This is a genomic window from Enterobacter sp. Li2LvB3 (genome assembly GCF_056156645.1).
In genome coordinates, this window is sequence record NZ_JBSICG010000001.1 from 186,795 (window position 1) to 204,052 (window position 17,258).

The 17,258-nt window shown below is 51.4% G+C and carries 19 protein-coding genes; 12 read left to right on the forward strand and 7 right to left on the reverse strand.

Annotation, left to right across the window (positions count from 1 at the left end; translation table 11 throughout):
• Positions 1-278 precede the first annotated feature (278 nt).
• Positions 279-947, forward strand: coding sequence for a YecA/YgfB family protein (locus ACS603_RS00900; protein ID WP_182061550.1), 669 nt, complete (start codon positions 279-281; stop codon positions 945-947).
• A 33-nt stretch (positions 948-980) separates the two neighbouring features.
• On the opposite strand, the gene tyrP is transcribed toward ACS603_RS00900, so the two are convergent.
• Positions 981-2,192: a tyrosine transporter TyrP gene (gene tyrP, locus ACS603_RS00905; protein WP_474943601.1), complete on the reverse strand. Its 1,212-nt coding sequence runs from the start codon at positions 2,190-2,192 to the stop codon at positions 981-983.
• Between the two features lie 248 nt (positions 2,193-2,440).
• On the opposite strand from tyrP, the gene ACS603_RS00910 reads away from it, so the two are divergent.
• On the forward strand, positions 2,441-2,782 hold the full coding sequence (locus tag ACS603_RS00910; protein WP_182061548.1) for a hypothetical protein: 342 nt from the start codon (positions 2,441-2,443) through the stop codon (positions 2,780-2,782).
• A 71-nt stretch (positions 2,783-2,853) separates the two neighbouring features.
• On the forward strand, positions 2,854-3,090 hold the full coding sequence (locus ACS603_RS00915) for a YecH family metal-binding protein (protein WP_182061547.1): 237 nt from the start codon (positions 2,854-2,856) through the stop codon (positions 3,088-3,090).
• A 36-nt stretch (positions 3,091-3,126) separates the two neighbouring features.
• Here the strand turns inward: ACS603_RS00915 and ftnA are convergent, their stop codons facing one another.
• Together ftnA and yecR are read right to left on the reverse strand one after the other, a co-directional pair.
• A complete protein-coding gene (ftnA, locus tag ACS603_RS00920; RefSeq protein WP_182061546.1) occupies positions 3,127-3,624 on the reverse strand; it encodes a non-heme ferritin in 498 nt (165 codons plus the stop codon).
• 202 nt (positions 3,625-3,826) lie between these two features.
• Complete coding sequence (gene yecR, locus ACS603_RS00925; protein WP_182061545.1) at positions 3,827-4,165, reverse strand: YecR family lipoprotein; 339 nt, start codon at positions 4,163-4,165, stop codon at positions 3,827-3,829.
• Positions 4,166-4,441: 276 nt separating this feature from the next.
• On the opposite strand from yecR, the gene ACS603_RS00930 reads away from it, so the two are divergent.
• Positions 4,442-5,080, forward strand: coding sequence for an RpiB/LacA/LacB family sugar-phosphate isomerase (locus ACS603_RS00930; RefSeq protein WP_182061544.1), 639 nt, complete (start codon positions 4,442-4,444; stop codon positions 5,078-5,080).
• Positions 5,081-5,151: 71 nt separating this feature from the next.
• On the opposite strand, the gene ACS603_RS00935 is transcribed toward ACS603_RS00930, so the two are convergent.
• Positions 5,152-6,570: an MFS transporter gene (locus tag ACS603_RS00935; RefSeq protein WP_474943602.1), complete on the reverse strand. Its 1,419-nt coding sequence runs from the start codon at positions 6,568-6,570 to the stop codon at positions 5,152-5,154.
• Positions 6,571-6,784: 214 nt separating this feature from the next.
• On the opposite strand from ACS603_RS00935, the gene azuC reads away from it, so the two are divergent.
• On the forward strand, positions 6,785-6,868 hold the full coding sequence (azuC, locus tag ACS603_RS00940; RefSeq protein ID WP_014832437.1) for a stress response protein AzuC: 84 nt from the start codon (positions 6,785-6,787) through the stop codon (positions 6,866-6,868).
• Positions 6,869-6,975: 107 nt separating this feature from the next.
• Positions 6,976-7,227 carry a DUF2766 family protein gene (locus ACS603_RS00945; RefSeq protein ID WP_014070732.1) on the forward strand — a complete coding sequence of 84 codons (252 nt, stop codon included), beginning with the start codon at positions 6,976-6,978 and terminating at the stop codon, positions 7,225-7,227.
• Positions 7,228-7,306: 79 nt separating this feature from the next.
• Here ACS603_RS00945 and ACS603_RS00950 read toward each other — a convergent pair whose 3' ends face one another.
• Complete coding sequence (locus ACS603_RS00950) at positions 7,307-8,650, reverse strand: anaerobic C4-dicarboxylate transporter (protein WP_182061542.1); 1,344 nt, start codon at positions 8,648-8,650, stop codon at positions 7,307-7,309.
• A 157-nt stretch (positions 8,651-8,807) separates the two neighbouring features.
• Positions 8,808-9,311: a non-heme ferritin-like protein gene (locus ACS603_RS00955; protein WP_182061541.1), complete on the reverse strand. Its 504-nt coding sequence runs from the start codon at positions 9,309-9,311 to the stop codon at positions 8,808-8,810.
• 549 nt (positions 9,312-9,860) lie between these two features.
• Between ACS603_RS00955 and ACS603_RS00960 the strand changes: the two genes are divergently transcribed.
• From ACS603_RS00960 to otsA, 6 genes are all read left to right on the forward strand, one after another.
• On the forward strand, positions 9,861-10,418 hold the full coding sequence (locus ACS603_RS00960) for a DJ-1/PfpI family protein (RefSeq protein WP_474943603.1): 558 nt from the start codon (positions 9,861-9,863) through the stop codon (positions 10,416-10,418).
• A 316-nt stretch (positions 10,419-10,734) separates the two neighbouring features.
• Positions 10,735-11,727 carry an arabinose ABC transporter substrate-binding protein AraF gene (gene araF, locus ACS603_RS00965; protein ID WP_182061539.1) on the forward strand — a complete coding sequence of 331 codons (993 nt, stop codon included), beginning with the start codon at positions 10,735-10,737 and terminating at the stop codon, positions 11,725-11,727.
• Between the two features lie 76 nt (positions 11,728-11,803).
• Positions 11,804-13,318: an L-arabinose ABC transporter ATP-binding protein AraG gene (araG, locus tag ACS603_RS00970; protein ID WP_182061538.1), complete on the forward strand. Its 1,515-nt coding sequence runs from the start codon at positions 11,804-11,806 to the stop codon at positions 13,316-13,318.
• 14 nt (positions 13,319-13,332) lie between these two features.
• A complete protein-coding gene (gene araH, locus ACS603_RS00975; RefSeq protein WP_182061537.1) occupies positions 13,333-14,313 on the forward strand; it encodes an L-arabinose ABC transporter permease AraH in 981 nt (326 codons plus the stop codon).
• 176 nt (positions 14,314-14,489) lie between these two features.
• Positions 14,490-15,284 carry a trehalose-phosphatase gene (otsB, locus tag ACS603_RS00980; protein ID WP_474943604.1) on the forward strand — a complete coding sequence of 265 codons (795 nt, stop codon included), beginning with the start codon at positions 14,490-14,492 and terminating at the stop codon, positions 15,282-15,284.
• A complete protein-coding gene (gene otsA / locus ACS603_RS00985) occupies positions 15,259-16,683 on the forward strand; it encodes an alpha,alpha-trehalose-phosphate synthase (RefSeq protein WP_315686075.1) in 1,425 nt (474 codons plus the stop codon). Before otsB ends, otsA begins: the two co-directional genes overlap by 26 nt.
• Positions 16,684-16,699: 16 nt before the next feature.
• Here the strand turns inward: otsA and uspC are convergent, their stop codons facing one another.
• Positions 16,700-17,128, reverse strand: coding sequence for a universal stress protein UspC (uspC, locus tag ACS603_RS00990; protein WP_182061534.1), 429 nt, complete (start codon positions 17,126-17,128; stop codon positions 16,700-16,702).
• Between the last annotated feature and the right edge of the window lie 130 nt (positions 17,129-17,258).

Sequence of the window (17,258 nt, forward strand, 5' to 3'; positions counted from 1 at the left end):
CGCAAAATTCGCGCGCAAAACAACAAGCAAAATAGTTGCCAGAATTGTTAACCCATTGACCGGGCTGCGACATGTTTGAGTATAGAGTGCCGTTTTACGCCGCCTTGCGGGACGCAATGAAATTACAGCGGAGATCACATCTCGTTAACAAGAATGCCCATAAGTTGTGCAATGGTCACGGTTTGTGCTTTTTTGCACCAATAAAGACCTAAACTTCAGATAGGCATGGCGTGCGATATATGCCAGGATCTTTTCCTTTTTTATCAGGAGTGTCAGCGATGACGGAAGGCCCATTAAATGAAGGCGAAATGGCGTGGCTGGAAGAGACATTAATCTCTTACGGGCATGAAGATGCGTCAGTTATCGACGTGTCTGAACTGGACGGTATGCTCACCGCAGTCCTTTCTGGCCCTGTTGTGGTTGAACCCGATGCATGGCTGGTGGCTGTCTGGGGTGGCGAAAAATATATCCCACGCTGGAAAAACGATCGCGAAATGAACCGCTTTATCGACCTTTGCTTTAAGCATATGAACGATATTGCCGAGCGACTGAGCGAATATCCGGAACAGTTTGAACCGATGTTTGGTTTTAACGATGTGGATGGTCAGAGCTACACGGTGGTTGAAGAGTGGTGCTACGGCTACATGCGCGGTGTGGCGCTGACCGACTGGTCATCATTACCGCAAGAGCTGAAAGCCGATCTGGATGTGATTGCTCTGCACGGTACCGAAGAGAACAGCGACAAGCTGGATGAACTGACCGAAGAAGAATACACCGCCAGTATTGAGGGCATCCAGCCTGCGGCGCTGCGTTTGTACAACTACTGGGTCGAGAATCCGCAGCAGCCTGTCGCACAAAAACCGGTCGTAAATGGCGCGAAAGTTGGGCGCAACGATCCGTGTCCGTGCGGTAGCGGCAAGAAGTTTAAAAGCTGCTGTCTGCACTGATAAAAAAAGGGGCTACCAGGTAGCCCCTTTTTTTTAACCCACTTCCGGCAGCAGCCCTGCTGCAATCAAAAACTGCACGAGAATAACCACCACACCGCAGGCGAACACAATACACAGCAGCGGTTTACCACCCGCAACCCGGTAGCCTTGTTCCGGATGCTGCTGGCGGCTTTTCCATGCCAGCAGGGAAGGTAGCAGCAGGGCAAGGACGGATAACGCCACACCGGCATAACCCAGCGCCATCACAAAACCACGCGGATAAAACAGCGCAAACGCCAGCGGTGGCAGGAAGGTGATTGCCCCTGTCTGAATACGCCCGGCAGCGGTGTTACGACGCTGGAACAGATCGGCCAGGTAGTCAAACAGGCCAAGCGCCACGCCGAGGAACGATGTTGCCAGCGCCAGGTCGGCAAACAGATGCACTGCCAGCTCAACGTGTGAAGAGGTCACCACGTCACGCACCGCCACCAGGAAACCATTCAGACCCGAATGTTCGGCCATCAGGCCAACAAAAGTTGAAGAATCAATACTGCCCAGCGTCACCAGCTGCCAGAAAATATAGGCAATCAGCGGAATGGCGCTACCAATCATAAAGATGCGGCGTAGCTTGCGGATATCACCATTCATGTAGCTGACGATACTAGGCACGCTGCCGTGGAAACCAAACGAGGTGAAAATCACCGGAATAGCGGAAAGCGCCAGCCCTTTTTCCAGCGGTAGCGTCAGCAGGTTAACCTTGTGAACATGCGGTGCCAGTAAAACCAGCATCACGATCAGAAACAGAATTTTGGCGCTGAACAGAAAACGGTTGAACAGATCAACCAGCGATGTGCCCACACAAACAACGCCGCCGCCGATGAGGGCAAAGCAAATTGCCCCGGTGGCTGGTGTGATGCCGGTGCCGAACCAGTCGTTGACGCTGGAGGCGATAAGCTCCCCGGCGCCGCTGATGTAGGCCGCAGTCAGGGCATACATCAGGAACATCATGCTAAATCCGGTTATCCACTGGCCGTAGCGCCCCAGGTAGCGTGCCGCAAGTGACCCCAGGCCGGTATCAGCGGGAACGTGCTGATACACTTCCAGCAGTAATAACGCGGTGTAGCACATCAATGCCCACAGGCAGAACAGCAATATCAGCGTTACGCTGAATCCGACACCTGCCGCCGCCAGCGGCATGGCCAGCATTCCTGCGCCAATTGTGGTGCCAGCGACGATAAAAATACTTCCCAGGGTTCTGTTTTTCACGCTTTCCTCTACAACGAACTTACATCGCGACAAAATCTGCGGCGCAGAGTAAGGGAAAAGCGCTATCTCGTCAAATCACCGTTACAAGTGGTGTAATCATTAGTTTACGCTTTGCCCGGGGGGCTTAAACCTGGGCAACTCACTGATCCTTTTTGGGGTTCTGCCTACTTCATAAGGGCAATGTTATCGCGCGAAAATCAGGCGTACCTTAAACAGTAAAGATAAATTATCAAAAAAAGTGAGGGGCAATGGCGGGGACAAATCCATTCACGGCAGCCTGGAGTCGCGGCGGTAATTTACTTTGTCACGGACACTGGATTATCAGCTGGCAGGATAAAGCACTGACGCTGCCGGAGTCCCGGCAGGACAAAGACATGGGCACCTGGGCCATTTATTCCATTATTGACCCGGAAGATGAAACCTTTGCCCAGGGGCTAACGGAAGATGACTGGATCATCGAAAATGTCGAGTGGCTGACCGATCTCTTCTTCGATGCCGGTGTACCGCTGGAAACGGCAAATTATCGTTACTTCTACCAGGCCGTTAATCCACATGACTGGCGTTGTACCAGCTGCGCGGGGTGCATGTAAACCTGCGCCAGCGCAAGGCGTATTTCCCCTGGAACGTATAGTCTGCTGACTTCTTTTCAGAGGGGGTAAAAATGTCGATCCACGGACATGAAGTGCTCAATATGATGGTTGAGTCTGGCGAACAGTACACAGAGCAAAGCCTGGTTGCGGCTATTCAGGCGCGTTTTGGCGAAGCAGAACGTTTTCATACCTGTTCAGCAGAAGATATGACGGCGGGTGAGCTGGTGGCATTTCTGGCGGCGCGCGGCAAGTTTATTCCGGCTGCGGAAGGATTTTCAACACACGAAAGTAAAATTTGCCGTCATTAAAACAGTGCGGAGCTGAATATTCAGCTCCGCATGATCTTAATTTTGTGTATCGAGAGTTGAAAGCTCTTTATCGATAAAGTAAAGACCTTCACCGGATTTACCCGCCAGAGATAATTTATCCAGCACGGATTTAAACAGCTTCTCTTCTTCGTGTTGCTCGGCAACATACCATTGCAGGAAATTAAAGGTCGGATAATCCTGGCTGGTCATTGCTGCGTGCGCCAGTTCGTTAATTTTCTGGGTGATCAGTTGCTCGTGTTCGTAGGTGGCGCGGAACAGTTCATCAAGCGAAGCGTATTCCGCGAATGGTGACTCAACGGTGGCAATGCGCGGCAGGCTGCCCGTATCTGTCAGATAATCAAACAGACGCTGCATGTGCGTCATCTCTTCCTGAGCATGACGGCGCAGAAACGCGGCCGCACCTTCAAAGCTGTGATAGCTGCACCAGGCGCTCATCTGTTGATAGAGCAGGGATGAGCACAGTTCAAGGTTCATTTGAGCATTGAGCTTGTCGATCATTTCAGTTTTCAGCATGGTGCAGCTCCGGTTTATTATTTCTGGTTCACGATGAGCGCCACTATAATTTGTTATTTAATTATTTGCAAAAAGTAAAATAAATAACTTTTTATTAAAAATACGAATGGGAATAAAACGCATTGGCGCTTTTTATATTTATTAATGAGAATTGTTTTTGTTCTTAATTGAATATACTGCCAGTCAGCACTGGCAGTAAGGATTAATACCAGGGATTAGCGCTATTTGGATTAACGGCATAACCCATGCACTTGTACTGGATGGTAACGCTTTCGTTCAGGCACAGTGAACCACTGATCAGGGTACAGGTTTTAATCGGCTGGCCGTAGGCTGAGGCAGTGGCATAACCCATGCTTTGACAGGCTTTTGCCGCGGTGCCGTTAGTAACGTAGTCATCGTAATGGGCGTTCTGGAGCATTGCCTGACCGTAGTCGAGACGGACTATCCCGTTTGGTGCATCCAGGTTACTCACTTCGGCCTTCCGGGTGACAGAACAACCCGCAAGTAACAGGAGCGTAGCGGCAACGAATACTCTTTTCATATATCGCTCTGAATAGATGGAGATACGTTATCCTAACCGCAGATGCCTGGCGCAATGCCAGGAATAGCCAGACAAACTGCCCTTTCTCTTTGCAACGGAGTACAACACACCTGCCACAGGCGCATGTTTCGCGCCGAATCACCTCGAATTTGTGAGCGCCATTCTGTTTTTTAAAACAAGTTTTCACTTAATTTGAAAGCGTGTTTATTTGATAGTAAGGTGATGTCTTCAGGTATCCACGGCGGGCTACCCCGCAACGCATTCAGGAGAGTAAAGATGAAAATTGCACTGATGATGGAAAACAGCCAGGCGGGTAAAAATGCCATCATCCTTAACGAGTTGAACGCTGTTGCCGATGAGAAAGGCTTCCCGGTGTATAACGTCGGGATGAGTGATGAAAACGATCATCATCTGACCTACATCCACCTGGGGATTATGGCGAGCATTCTGCTGAATTCCAAAGCCGTGGATTTCGTTGTGACCGGCTGCGGTACAGGGCAGGGGGCGCTGATGTCCCTGAACATTCATCCGGGCGTTATCTGCGGATATTGCATTGACCCGGCTGACGCATTCCTGTTTTCACAGATCAACAACGGTAACGCGCTGTCACTGCCATTTGCTAAAGGCTTTGGCTGGGGTGCCGAACTGAACGTGCGCTTCATCTTCGAAAAAGCCTTTACTGGCCGTAAAGGTGAAGGCTACCCACCAGAGCGTAAAGAGCCACAGGTGCGTAACGCCGGGATCCTGAACCAGGTGAAAGCGGCGGTGGTGAAAGAAAATTATCTTGATACCCTGCGCGCTATCGATCCTGAGCTGGTGAAAACCGCCGTATCCGGCCAGCGTTTCCAGCAGTGCTTCTTCGAAAACTGCCAGGACAAAGAGATTGAAGCCTTTGTTCGCGGGATTGTTGGCTAATCCCGTGTCGGCCGGATGATCCGGCCGATAAACAGTGTTCATCACAGGCCCGATAAGCAATATCGGGCTTTTTATTTCTTCAGCGACACTGCGCTGCCTGCATCTTTGGTCAGGCGTAATGTATCAAACATCCCCACCAGGCAAATGATCGCGATAACCACAAATGCCAGCCTGAAGCTGATGCCGGGTATCGCCGCCATCCCGATGGTATCACTGACCTTTTCGCCAATACGAATACCAATTGCCCCGAGCGTAATGCCCAGCCCAACGGCAAGCTGCGTGGCAGTGGAAAACAGCGTGTTGGCATAGCTCATCTGGGCCGACGGAACATCGGCAAAAGCCAGCGTGCTCACGGCCGTAAACTGAATAGAGCGGAATACGCCACCCAGATAGAGGATCAGCATAATCAGCCAGACCGGCGTGTGCGGGGTAAGAAATGCACAGGCCAGCAGCGCCAGCACGTTTAATGCGCCATTAATCAGTAACAGGCGTTTAAACCCTAAACGGCGGATGAGTGGTGTGGTTACGGGTTTAATCGTCAGATTCCCGACAAATACTGCCAGCACCAGCAGGCCGGAATGAAACGCATCCATGCCAAAGCCGACCTGGAACATCAGCGGCAACAGGAAAGGCACGGCACTTATTGATGCACGAAATAGCGAGCCACCGTACATCGTGACCCGAAAGGTCGGCACCTGCATCGCGTCCAGGCGGATCATCGGCCACTGCGCGCGCTGGAAATGGCGCAGGGCGAACGTCAGGGCGGCGGAGCCGATGGCTAACAGCAGCAGCGTCAGCCCCTCCTGCATGTGTTGACCACCCATGGATTCCATCGCGTACACCAGGCTTACCATAGCCACCGTTGTGGCGACAAAACCCGGTAAATCAAAGGGACGGCGGGCATTTTCATGAAGGTCGGGAATGATCTTCAGCGCCAGAATAATAGCGGCGATACCCAACGGGACATTGATGAAAAAGATCCAGCGCCAGTCGGCGTAGCTGGTAATAAAACCGCCGAGCGGCGGGCCGATAATCGGGGCAACCAGCGCAGGCCAGGTCAGCGTGGCGATAGCGGTAATAAGCTGGTGTTTCGGTGTGGTGCGTAAAACGGCCAGGCGGCCGACGGGCACCATCAGCGCGCCGCCCATCCCCTGAAGCACGCGCATGGCAACGAACTGATCCACCGTAGTCGAGAGGCCGCAAAATACCGATGCCAGGGTGAAGATAGCCAGTGCAAGGGCGAATACCTTGCGCGCGCCGAAGCGGTCGGCAATCCAGCCACTGGCGGGGATCAGCACGGCAAGCGTAATCAGATATGCACTGATACCAATATTAAGGTCAACCGCCTGTACGCCGAAACTTTTTGCCATGTCCGGCAGTGCCGTGGCGATAACCGTACCGTCAAGAAACTCCATAAAGAAAGCACCGGCGACCAACAGCGCCGCAGGCGACAAGCCCCGACTCTCTTTGCCGGTTATGTTTTCACTCATTTTCTTCCTGCCGTATCAAAAAAAATTATAAAAATTTACTGGAATTTATAGGTGCGTAACTTACGGATTTACCGCGATTTTTCTTAACAAGCTGGTAGCACTGGTGGATTTACAATTGTGATGGAGGTCACAAAAATATTGATTTATGTGACGATGGTCATATTATAAGCGCATTGACAATAACACCTGCATAACAAATTACCGGAGCATCACAATGAAACTGCGCAAAATCCTGAAAAGCATGTGGGCTAACTACTGCAATACATTTAAAGACGTACCACCGGGTGCTATGTTCTGATGGAAAAACCTGCTTCGGCAGGTTTTTTTATGCCTGTAAACGACGAGAGGGAGATGAAAGGGGCTACGTTTTGTTACTATGGCTACCTTTAAATAAGGAGAAAGCCTATGTCTCAAAACCTGAGCGCCGATCAGGAACTGGTGTCTGACGTCGTTGCATGTCAGTTGGTTATCAAACAAATCCTTGATGTGCTGGACGTGATTGCGCCGGTTGAAGTGCGCGAAAAAATGTCCAGCCAACTGAAAACCATCGATTTCACCAGCCATCCTGCTGCGGCAGACCCGGTTACGCTCCGTGCTATCCAGAAAGCCATTGCGCTAATCGAGTTACGATTCACACCGCAGGGTGAGTCCCACTAAAATAAACCGATGTTTTGAAATTAGAAACACTTTTCTGAAAAACGTCGAAGGGCGACAGGACTGTCGCCCGGAGAGATTCTTAAAAGAACGTCTGCACCAGCAAATAACTCGCCGCACATGCGCAACTCACACCAATCAGACCCGGCAGTATGAAGCTGTGGTTAAGGATAAACCGGCCAATACGCGTGGTTCCTGAACGGTCAAAGCCGATACAGGCCAGATCGCTTGGATAGGTGGGCAGGACAAAGTATCCGTAAGATGCCGGGAAGAAAGCGATCAGCATTTTAGGATCGATACCCAGCATTAGCCCCATCGGCGCCACCGCCGTGAGTGCGGCAGCCTGACTGTTGACCAGCTTAGAAACCAGAAACAGTACAATGGCATACGTCCAGGGATGACTTTTCACCACGCCTTCAAGCGCCATTTTTAGCTCATCAAGGTGCGCCTGGAAAAAGGTATCGCTCATCCACGCCACGCCAAATACCGAGAAAATCGCGACCATCCCGGCTTTGAATACGGCGCCGTTTGATATGGTTGCCGCATTAACCTTACAGGCGACTAACATCACTGCCCCGGCAATGAGCATCATCATCTGGATGACCAGATTCATCGAAAGAGCTGTCATTTTGCCTTTCACGTCGAAGGCTGGCCGCAGCTCTGGCAACGCCCCCAGCAGCACGACCACGGCAATCCCGGCAAAGAAGATCCACGTGGACCAGTACGCCTGTTTCGGGAAGCGCTGATTCATTAGGGTTTCCGTGCCGCCATAAATAAACTCACGCTGTTTAGGGTCTTTTATCCTCTCCTGAAACTCCACGTCATCCGCCAAATCTTTGCCTCGCCGCAGGCTCCAGAGTGCCGCGATAGCCACGCCAAAGAGAGAGGCAGGAACCGATACCGCCAGGATTTCGAGGATCCCCCAGGCGTGACCAATACCGTGTTGCGCGCCAAGAATCGACACCAGAGAAACCACCGCCACGGACACTGGGGACGCGGTGATCGCCATTTGCGAGGCCACAGAGGCCACCGCCATCGGGCGTTCAGGGCGAATGCCTTTTTTCAGCGCGATATCGGCAATGATGGGAAACATGGTGTAAACCACATGCCCGGTCCCGCATAAAAACGTCAACATCCATGTGGTAAAGGGGGCAAGGAGGGTGATGTGCTGCGGGTGCTTACGTAACAGCCGCTCGGCGAATTGCATCATCACATTCAGGCCGCCTGCCGTCTGCAATGTAGCCGCACAGCCAATAACGGCCAGGATCGTCAACATCACGTCAACCGGGGGTTTACCCGGTTGCAGGCCAAAGACAAAACACAAAACGAACAGACCGATACCGCTTATCAGGCCAAGACCCATACCGCCGAACCGCGTTCCCGCAAGCAGGCAGAGGATAATGACAATAAACTCGATGGTAATCATGAAGCTCCCTCGTCAAAGATAATGAAATTACGTAAATCATTACATGATGTAGGGATATTCATTGGGAGCGAGATCTGATTTGTTAAATGTCAGAAAAAGCAGAGGGTTGATAATAGAGAAGGGTGCCTGCATCGGGAAGAAGATGCAGGCTACAGGATCAGTGGTGCTGGTAATTCACAATATCAAGTAAATGGCGGTCGGTCTGTTCCTGGCACAATCCGGCACGTTTCGCATTATGGATCTCAGCTGCCAGGGTTTTCAGCAACACGCCATCCTGCTGTTGCTCTTTGCCCATATCCTGCAAAAAAAGCAGCGTGGTGCTGTCTTTCTGCGCTTTGGCTTCATCTGCCAGGCTGTTTAGTGTGGTGCAACGCTGTTCGTACTCCTCCAGCGTTTTCTGGAAAAGATCTTCCAGGCAGGAGTAATCGTCTTCCATCGTATCGATGGCTTTAACGATAGGGTTAGCCCCAACATGCTTCATAAAATCAAAGACACGCATCATATGGGTGACATTACTTTGCGCCTGCGAGCGAAAGAAGGTGGCAGTACCGTTGAGGCTGTTCTCAGAACACCAGTCGCTCAAATACAAATGCAGATTAGAGGCGTAAAACTCCAGATTCATCTGGGCATTAAGTTTCTGAATCATCGCTTGGGTAGCCATACTAATATCCTTATTTACTGTGGGCACGAATGCCCGCTGCTTAACCAGGTTCGGCAGGTCGTTGACGCTTACCGCACAACGTAATCAACGCACGATAATGGAGAGCAGAATAGAGATATTCTGCATTGACTGAATGTGCTCGAATATTCACGTCCTGTGTTCGATGCTAATAAGCATACCCTTGTCAGAGGAGTAAGAAAACTCTTAAGGCTGTTTATTTTACGTTACATTACAAATTTTAATATACTTTAAGTAACTAAATGGGGATACATAGTTGTTGATTTATTAACCCATTGAAAATAAACGTTTTGATTATTTATTATATAGATTGTTGCAATAACTAAATAACCGGTAGATGGATGTAATGTGTATCCCTGTAATCACAGGTAAAACAATATATCTTTCCGATAATATATGATGTGATAGAAAAATTGCGCCAGATCATTTTTCTTCCTTATGCCTGTTTATGTGATCCGCTCGTAAGTTTGCTCTCGCGCATTATGAAAAAATGAAACATCGTTTTATCTTTTATTTGGTGGTGAGGTGAAAATGGCTAAGGTTGCGGTGCTGCTGGCACCAGGGTTTGAAGAAGCGGAAGCAATTATTACGATTGATATCCTGCGTCGTATGAATATTGAGGTGGACACGCTCGCCTGTGCGGAGTCGCGTGCAGTGGTGAGCTACCACAATATTCCCATGGTGGCGGACAGCACGCTGCTGGAACGCATCGACACGCTGTATGACGCCGTCGTGTTGCCCGGCGGGCCACAGGGGAGTGTAAATCTGGCGGCAAACCGGGATGTCCTGCGGTTTGTTGCGGCGCATGATGAAAGCGGTAAGTTTATCTGCCCAATCTGCTCTGCCGCTGCCCGGGTACTCGGCGCAAATGGCCTGCTGAAGGGGCGTCGCTATGTCTGTTCCGGTGATTTATGGCAACAGGTCAGCGACGGCGTATTTGTCGATGCGCCGGTGGTGGAGGACAAAAACCTCATCGGTGGCAAAGGGCTTGGACACGCCTTTGATTTCGCCCTGACGCTTTCTGCACGTCTGCTGGGCGACGAACTTCCCGTGCGCGATCACGCGGATCACATCTATTACACCTGGTAATTTTCCTGCCGGGCGTTATGGCGTCCGGCTTACAGGGATTTCTTAGCTAACCTTATGGATAATTCTGCTTAGCTGCCTTTCATTTGTCCGACAATATCTGCCGTTTTTATGTCATTTTCCGCTGAATTTATGTACGCAATTACTGTAATTCTGCGGTGTGATGGCGCTCTCTTATGGATGATTAATTTCCCGCTAAAACTATCACCAGCACTAACGCTTATGACGAGGTAAGCGCTAATGCCTTGTTTTAAGTCCGATTAAATAAGAAGCACGCAAATATTCCCTACAGAAAAGAATGCTAAAGCTGGAGTTTACCATGCACAAATTTACTAAAGCTCTGGCGGCCGTTGGACTGGCTGCTGTTATGTCACAATCCGCTATCGCAGAAAATTTAAAACTCGGTTTTTTGGTGAAACAACCTGAAGAACCCTGGTTCCAGACCGAATGGAAATTCGCTGATAAAGCCGGGAAAGATTTAGGTTTTGACGTGATTAAAATTGCCGTGCCGGACGGTGAAAAGACCCTGAATGCCATTGATAGCCTGGCGGCCAGCGGTGCGAAAGGATTCGTTATCTGTACGCCTGATCCAAAACTCGGTTCCGCGATTGCCGCAAAAGCACGTGGCTATGACATGAAAGTCATCGCCGTTGACGACCAGTTCGTCAATGCTAAAGGTAAACCAATGGACACCGTGCCGCTGGTCATGATGGCAGCCACCAAAATCGGTGAACGCCAGGGCCAGGAACTTTATAAAGAGATGCAAAAACGCGGCTGGGACGTGAAAGAAACCGGCGTGATGGCCATTACCGCGGATGAGCTGGATACTGCCCGCCGTCGTACCAGCGGTTCAATGGATGCCCTGAAGGCGGCCGGTTTCCCTGAAAAACAAATCTACAAAGTACCGACCAAATCCAACGACATCCCGGGTGCGTTTGACGCGGCTAACTCCATGCTGGTACAGCACCCTGAAGTGAAACACTGGCTGGTGGTCGGTATGAACGACAACACCGTGCTCGGTGGTGTGCGTGCAACAGAAGGTCAGGGCTTCAAAGCACCAGACGTTATCGGTATTGGTATCAACGGTGTTGACGCTGTGAGCGAACTCTCTAAAGCCCAGGCTACCGGTTTCTACGGCTCTCTGCTGCCAAGCCCGGACGTACACGGCTATAAATCCAGCGAGATGCTCTACAACTGGGTGACCAAAGGGGCGGAACCGCCGAAATTCACCGAAGTGACCGATGTGGTGCTGATCACCCGCGATAACTTCAAAGAGGAACTGGCGAAAAAAGGACTGGGTGGTAAGTCATAAGTAATTCGCTGTGATTGCGCCCCTCATGTCGCCGTGAGGGGCCAGACGTACACACTACAGGAATCACGGAGTCGTTATGCAACAGTCCTTACCGTATCTCTCTTTTCGCGGCATCGGTAAAACATTCCCCGGCGTAAACGCGCTGACCGATATCAGCTTCGATTGCTATGCCGGCCAGGTTCACGCCCTGATGGGGGAGAACGGCGCGGGGAAATCTACGCTGTTGAAAATCCTCAGCGGCAACTACGCGCCAACCACCGGTACGCTTGCCATTCGCGGCGAAGAGGTGGCATTTGCCGACACAACAGCCGCACTGAATGCGGGTGTGGCCATCATTTATCAGGAGCTGCATCTGATCCCTGAAATGACGGTGGCAGAAAACATCTATTTAGGCCAGCTTCCGCACAAAAGCGGCGTGGTAAATCGTTCGCTACTCAATTATGAAGCGGGGCTGCAATTAAAACACCTTGGGCTGGATGTCGATCCACAAACGCCCCTGAAGTATCTCTCTATTGGCCAGTGGCAGATGGTTGAAATTGCGAAGGCGCTGGCGCGTAACGCCAAGATTATCGCCTTTGATGAACCCACCAGTTCGCTCTCTGCGCGCGAAATTGAAAATTTATTCCGCGTGATACGCGAGCTGCGTAAAGAAGGCCGCATTATTTTGTACGTTTCGCACCGCATGGAAGAAATTTTCGCCCTCAGCGATGCCATTACCGTGTTCAAAGACGGGCGTTATGTGCGCACCTTTAGCGATATGCAGCAGGTCAATCACGATCAGCTGGTGCAGGCGATGGTCGGACGCGAACTGGGAGATATTTATCACTGGAAATCCAGAGAGTATGGCCCTGAACGCCTGCGTCTGGATAACGTCAAAGCACCTGGCGTGCGTACGCCGATTTCATTATCTGTACGCAGCGGTGAAATCGTTGGGTTGTTCGGCCTTGTCGGGGCGGGGCGCAGCGAATTAATGAAAGGGCTGTTTGGCGGGACACGTATCACCGAAGGCCAGGTCACTATCGATGGTGAGCAGGTCGATATCCGCAAACCCGCCCATGCCATCAGGGCAGGGATGATGCTTTGCCCGGAAGACCGCAAAGCCGAAGGGATCATTCCTGTGCACTCCGTGCGCGACAACATCAACATTTCAGCAAGACGTAAGTTTATCCGCGCTGGATGTCTGATTAACGATGGCTGGGAGTTGAGCAATGCCGATCATCATATCCGTTCGTTAAATATTAAAACCCCGGGGGCGGAGCAGTTAATCATGAACCTCTCCGGCGGCAACCAGCAAAAGGCGATCTTAGGGCGCTGGCTGTCGGAAGATATGAAGGTCATTTTGCTGGATGAACCCACCCGTGGTATCGACGTGGGGGCAAAACACGAAATCTATAACGTGATTTATGAACTGGCAAAACGCGGTGTGGCAGTGCTATTCGCCTCAAGCGATCTGCCTGAGGTGCTGGGGGTTGCCGACCGCATTGTGGTGATGCGTGAAGGTGAAATTGCCGGTGAATTGCTTCATGAACAGGCGAATGAACAACAGGCGTTGAGTCTCGCCATGCCTAAAGTTAGCCAGGCTGTCGCCTGAGTAAGGAGTTAATGATGTCCTCTGTTACTACATCTGGAGCACCAAAGTCGGCTTTCAGTTTTGGCCGCATCTGGGATCAGTACGGGATGCTGGTGGTTTTTGCCGCCCTGTTCATCGCCTGTTCTCTCTTTGTCCCGAACTTTGCCACCTTCATTAATATGAAGGGGCTTGGGCTGGCGATTTCCATGTCTGGCATGGTGGCCTGTGGGATGTTGTTCTGCCTGGCGTCCGGCGATTTTGATTTGTCTGTTGCCTCTGTGATTGCCTGTGCTGGTGTCACAACGGCGGTGGTCATCAATATGACCGAAAGCCTGTGGATCGGCGTCTTTGCCGGTCTGATGCTTGGGGTGATAAGCGGTCTGGTGAACGGTTTCGTAATTGCGCGCCTCAAGATTAACGCACTGATTACCACCCTTGCGACGATGCAGATTGTGCGTGGTCTGGCCTATATCATCTCTGACGGTAAAGCGGTCGGGATTGAAGACGAGCGTTTCTTTACCCTGGGTTATGCCAACTGGCTGGGCCTGCCTGCGCCAATCTGGCTGACGGTGGCCTGTCTTATCCTGTTCGGTTTCCTGCTTAACCGGACCACCTTTGGCCGCAATACGCTGGCTATTGGTGGTAACGAAGAAGCGGCGCGTCTGGCGGGTGTACCGGTGGTACGCACCAAGATAATCATCTTTGTGTTGTCCGGGCTGGTGTCGGCAGCGGCGGGGATTATCCTGGCATCGCGTATGACCAGCGGCCAGCCAATGACCTCTATCGGTTATGAGCTGATTGTGATTTCGGCCTGTGTTCTGGGCGGGGTATCCCTGAAAGGCGGCATCGGAAAAATCTCATATGTGGTGGCCGGTATTCTGATCCTGGGGACGGTGGAAAACGCCATGAACCTGCTGAACATCTCTCCGTTCTCGCAGTATGTGGTTCGTGGTCTGATCCTGCTGGCAGCGGTTATCTTCGACCGTTACAAGCAAAAAGCGAAGCGCACCGTATAAGCCATTTCCTGCCTTTTAACGACCCAACTTATAACTGTAGTTGACCCTCTAACCCACCGGCCAGTTTCCCTGGCCGATGGGTTCCTGAATGGCGAGCAACGTCACACTGTCTACACTTACATGGCTAATGATGAGGTAAAGGTTTTACCTCACGTAACCCTGTAAGGAGGAAGAGGGTGGCTGACCTGTTAACTGCACCGCCTGTACTGCCCGGACACTTTGCATTCTTTTTTGACCTCGACGGCACACTCGCCGAGATAAAACCTCATCCCGACCAGGTGGTCATACCCACTGCGGTTCTTCAGATGTTGTATCAGCTCTCACAGATGAATGAGGGAGCACTGGCATTGATATCAGGGCGCTCAATGGCCGAGCTGGACGCGCTCGCCAGGCCTTATCGCTTTCCGCTGGCGGGTGTCCACGGAGCGGAGCGCCGCGACATCCATGGCCAAACCCATATCGTTTCTCTCCCGGATGATTTAATTGCGCTGCTGCACACGCAGCTTACGTCTGGGCTTGCCCGGCTTCCGGGCACGGAGCTTGAAGCCAAGGGCATGGCCTTTGCGCTGCACTACCGTCAGGCACCGCAGCATGAAGCGGCGGTGCTTGCGCTGGCAAAGACGCTGCTGGATGCGCATCCTCAGCTGGCGCTTCAGCCAGGAAAATGTGTGGTCGAGATAAAACCTGCGGGGATCAACAAAGGCGCGGCCATCAACGCCTTTATGGGAACCGCGCCGTTTAAAGACCGGACGCCGGTATTTGTGGGGGATGACCTGACAGATGAAGCCGGGTTCAAGGTCGTCAACCGGGCCAAAGGCATGTCGGTAAAGGTTGGGCCGGGCGAAACCAACGCCGGATGGCGTCTGGGAAATGTCAGTAGCGTCTGGCAGTGGATAACAGATGTCGCTAATCAGCAAATCGCACAACACAGCGGGAGGAGCCAGTATGGGTCGCTTAGTCGTCATCTCTAACCGGATCGCGCCGCCTGATGATAAGAAGTCTGGTGCAGGGGGTCTGGCGGTAGGGGTGTTAGGTGCCTTAAAAGCCGCCGGAGGCCTTTGGTTTGGCTGGAGCGGTGATATCAGTAATGAAGATAAACCCCTGAAGAAAGTGACGCGGGGTAACATCACCTGGGCATCCTTCGCCCTCAATGAAAAAGATTACGAAGAGTATTACTCTGAGTTCTCGAATGCCGTGTTATGGCCTGCGTTTCACTATCGACTCGATCTGGTGAATTTTCAGCGTGGATCCTTCGAAGGCTATATGCGCGTCAATGCGCTGTTGGCGGATAAACTGCTGCCATTAATTGAGCCCGACGACACTTTATGGGTGCATGATTACCACCTGTTACCTTTTGCCAGAGAGCTGCGAAAACGGGGCGTAAATAATCGGATAGGTTTTTTCCTGCATATCCCTTTCCCTACGCCCGAGATATTCAACGCGTTGCCGCCACATGAGGAATTACTGGAAGGATTATGTGACTATGACCTGCTGGGATTTCAGACCGAAAATGACCGGCTGGCATTCCTTGACAGCGTCTCAGGCAAAACCCGGCTGGTAACACATGGCGGCAAGTCGCATACCGCGTGGGGGAAACCGTTCCATACTGATGTGTACCCCATCGGCATCGAGCCTGATGAAATCGCCGGGCAGGCCGCGGGGCCATTGCCGCCGAAACTGGCGCAGCTTAAGAATGAACTCAAGCATGTTAAAAATATCTTTTCGGTTGAACGATTAGATTATTCCAAAGGCCTGCCGGAGCGTTTTCTTGCCTATGAAGCGCTGCTGGAAAAATTCCCTCAGCATCACGGCAAAATTCGCTACACCCAGATAGCACCCACTTCACGCGGTGAGGTGCAGGCCTATCAGGACATTCGTCATCAGTTAGAAACGGAAGCGGGGCGCATTAACGGTCGCTACGGGCAATTAGGCTGGACACCGCTCTTTTATTTAAACCAGCATTTTGAACGTAAGATCCTGATGAAGGTATTCCGCTATGCCGATGTCGGGCTGGTCACACCGCTGCGCGACGGCATGAATCTGGTGGCGAAAGAGTATGTCGCCGCGCAGGATCCTGCCGATCCTGGCGTATTGGTGTTGTCACAGTTTGCCGGTGCTGCAAACGAATTGACGTCTGCGCTTATCGTGAACCCTTACGATCGTGATGATGTTGCGAATGCGCTCGATCGTGCACTGAATATGCCGCTTACTGAGCGTATTTCACGTCATGCGGAGATGATGGAAACACTCCGTAAAAATGACATCAACCACTGGCAGGCGCATTTTATTCGCGACCTGCGCAGTATCACGCCGCGGGATACGGAACAGCGTTTGCAAAAAAAAGTCGCGACATTCCCTAAGCTGGCATGACCCCCCTCCGGGGGTATTATTTACCCCCGAGAGGTACTAACAGCACGTCAACCTGGCTTGATGCAACAATCGATTTTGCAGAACAAGACGCTCTGGAAAAGAAACTGTGGTTATGATTACCGCAAATAACCAGATCAATATTCTGTTTTCGGCACATGCTAAGAATATGTTCGTTTAATTCACCTGTCGCAATGATGGTGTCATAAACAGGATATTGCGCCTTCTCAACCAGCTCCCGCAGAAATTGCTGTGTCTCTTCCTGCAATACCTCACGAATATCTTCAAGCATGGGTGCGGCCAGTTGATTGTACATCTCTGGCTCAGTAGCAAGAGTTATCAGGGTGATCCGGGCATTGGTGGGCCTGGCGATGGAGACAGCACGGGCGACAAGCTGGTGGCTTTCGGGTGAAACAGCAACAGAAACAAGAAGATGGGCGTAGCTCATCACGCACTCCTTTGGCATCTGAAATACGGTGTTTCAATCAGCATTACCGCGAAATTGCCGCTTCTGCAAGAGGTGAATACGACATTAGTGTGAACCTTATCATAATTATTCATTAATTATTCTTATAAGA